This is a genomic window from Ciceribacter azotifigens (assembly GCF_048159625.1).
GTDB classification, from domain to species: Bacteria; Pseudomonadota; Alphaproteobacteria; order Rhizobiales; family Rhizobiaceae; genus Allorhizobium; species Allorhizobium azotifigens.
On sequence record NZ_JBLQTA010000045.1, the window covers coordinates 1 to 2,924 of the forward strand.

The 2,924-nt window shown below is 57.7% G+C and carries 3 protein-coding genes; 1 reads left to right on the plus strand and 2 read right to left on the minus strand.

Annotation, left to right across the window (positions count from 1 at the left end; translation table 11 throughout):
• Window positions 1-25 precede the first annotated feature (25 nt).
• Complete coding sequence (locus tag ACM6UT_RS23065) at window positions 26-805, minus strand: triose-phosphate isomerase (protein WP_416799612.1); 780 nt, start codon at window positions 803-805, stop codon at window positions 26-28.
• Window positions 806-808: 3 nt separating this feature from the next.
• Entirely contained in the window at window positions 809-1,579 is a 771-nt protein-coding gene (locus ACM6UT_RS23070; protein WP_416799613.1) for a DeoR/GlpR family DNA-binding transcription regulator, read from the minus strand.
• A gap of 153 nt (window positions 1,580-1,732) precedes the next feature.
• Here ACM6UT_RS23070 and ACM6UT_RS23075 point away from each other — a divergent pair.
• Window positions 1,733-2,924 (plus strand): 1-deoxy-D-xylulose-5-phosphate synthase N-terminal domain-containing protein (locus ACM6UT_RS23075; protein WP_416799614.1); only part of this gene is annotated, 1,192 nt, incomplete at its 3' end.

Consider the following 2,924-nt stretch of genomic DNA (forward strand, 5'->3'; position numbering starts at 1 on the left):
TTGCAAGTTTCATGAGTTCACTCCTTTAAAGTTTTGCTGCACATTTGTTGAGGATGTCGAGATAGCCTTCGACGTTCCAGGCCGCCCGACCGATGAACAGCCCGTCGATATGCGGACACGCCACCAGCTCTTCGCAATTGCCCGCATTGACGGATCCACCGTAAAGGCAGGGCACCTTGCGCCCTAGGACCGTCTCGCAGACCGCAATGATTTCCGCATGGCGCTGATCGGCATATTCGGATGTTGCAGGTACCCCGTTGACGCCGATTGCCCAGATAGGCTCGTAGGCAAAGAGGATCTGCTGATCGGCATCATGGAGCTGAGAAGGGCTCAGCCTCGACAGGGCGCCACGCACCTGCGCCTCCAGAACTGACTGCGCTTCACCCGCCTGACGCTGTGCAAGCGTCTCGCCGATGCAGATCAAGGGCGTCAAGCCGTGGCGCACAGCCGCCTCGACCTTCAGCCCGACGGTCTCATCCGTCTCGCCAAAAAATTCGCGTCGCTCCGAATGGCCAAGCTCAACCAAGTCAAGATTGCAATCTCTGAGCATCGGCGGAGAGACTTCACCGGTCCATGCACCCTCGTCGGCCCAATGCATATTTTGAGCACCGACTTTGACCGACGTGTTCTCAAGCACCTTCTTCACGTCACGAACGGATGTGAAGGGCGGAATGACAAACCGCTGAATGCGGGGATCGCGCCTCTCCTCGGCAGACGCCAGGGCACTGGCAAAATCCATTGCCTGCTTCAGCGTCTTGTTCATCTTCCAGCTGGTACCAATCCAGACCTGTCGGGTCCCGTGCATTCGTCACATCTCCTGCTTAGCGACCCTGAGGTCGACACCTTGCTTTGCCAGCGCGTCTGCAAACTCCGGCAAAGGCTTTTCGTCGGTAATTACACTTTCGAACTCGGAAAGATCGGCCAGGACATGCAGTGCCGTATGACCGAACCGGGTATGGTTGACGAGCAGGCAGGCGCGTTTCGCAGAGGCGATCATGGCCCGTTTTGTCCTCACGACCGCATCATCCATGTGGAAGGCCTTTGTGTCCGACAAGGCCGGCGAGGAAACAAAGGCGAGATCTGCGCGCAGACGCTGAAGCGCATCTTCCGTGACGACGCCGAAATAACCATTGAACTTGGCGGAATAGAGCCCGCCCAGAGCGATAAGCGCAATACCGGACTGATCTTTCAGCACATCAATCACGGCCGCATTGTTCGTGATCACCGTCAAGGGGCGGCACTCCACCAACATGGCACCAAGCACTGCTGCCATCGATCCATCGTTGACGATCACCGTCATTCCAGGCTCGACCAGCTGCAAGGCCTCGCGTGCCATCCGTTTCTTGACATCCACCCCTTGCCTTTGACGGAAGCGAAAATCGCTCTCGAACTGGGTGCTGGCGTCAATCGTTGCGCCTCCACGGACCTTTCTCAAAAGGCCGGCTTCTTCGAGATCGTCGAGATCACGATGGATGGTCATCTTGGACACCGCGAAGCGTTCGGCAAGCCAGTCCAGTTCGACGGCATGGCTTTCGACAAGCAAATCCATGATGAGCTGCTGGCGCTCCTCGCGACGCATTCCATTCCTCCATCTTTCGCCGGAGACACTCTGTCAGGTTCTCAGAACTAACTCCATCACAGGATAAATCAATCAAAAAATGTGATTTTGTTACTTTTGATTGTGATGTTCGGGATGCAGTGCTAGGAGAATGATAAAACTAAGGAGTGACCGATGAAGACCTATGCGACCGTGGCGGAAAAAGCCGCACTCGACCCTGAGAATTTTGCCTTGGCAAACTGCATCCGAGCCTTGGCGATCGATGCGGTGGAGGCCGCCAAATCGGGCCATCCCGGCGCGCCCATGGGCATGGCAGATGCCGCAACTGTCCTGTTTCGCAAGCATCTCAAGTTCGACGCCTCGCAACCGGACTGGTTCGACCGCGACCGTTTTATCCTGTCCAATGGTCACGCCTCGATGTTGCTCTATGCCCTGCTTCATCTGACGGGCTACGAGGACATGACGATCGAACAACTCAGGAACTTCCGTCAGTGGGGCGCAATCACCGCAGGTCACCCGGAATATGGCCATGCCCGGGGCGTTGAAACCACAACCGGCCCTCTTGGCCAGGGGCTGGCAACAGCCGTTGGCATGGCGCTTGCCGAGCGCCGCCTCTCGGCAGAATTCGGATCCGACATTGTCGATCACAGAACCTATGTGTTTGTCGGCGACGGCTGCCTGGAAGAGGGCATCGGTCAGGAAGCCATCTCGCTTGCCGGCCATCTGGGACTTGGCAAACTGATTGTCCTTTATGACGACAATGCCATAACTATCGACGGGGCGACATCGATCTCGTTTTCAGATGATGTTCCTTCCCGTTTGCGTGCGTCTGGCTGGCATGTCGTATCCTGCGATGGTCATGATGGCGGGGCCATCGACCGGGCCATTCTTGAGGCAAAGGCTGAAACTGCACGGCCCTCCCTCATTGCACTCAAGACGACGATCGGCTTCGGTTCGCCGGGCAAGGCTGGAACCTATGCGGTTCACGGCGCGCCGCTGGGTGCTGCGGAAGCTTCAGCAACAAAGGCANCCATTCTTGAGGCAAAGGCTGAAACTGCACGGCCCTCCCTCATTGCACTCAAGACGACGATCGGCTTCGGTTCGCCGGGCAAGGCTGGAACCTATGCGGTTCACGGCGCGCCGCTGGGTGCTGCGGAAGCTTCAGCAACAAAGGCAGCACTCGATTGGACGAGCGGACCTTTCGAGATCCCAGCCCCTTTAGAGTCTCTGTGGCGGACAATCGGTGCGCGCGGCCACACAGAGCGCAAAGCCTGGGAAATCCGCCTTGCTGGCCTGCAACCCGATCGGCGGATTGAATTCGAGCGCCGGGTGGCCGGTACCTTGCCGCCAGCCTATGATGATGCCG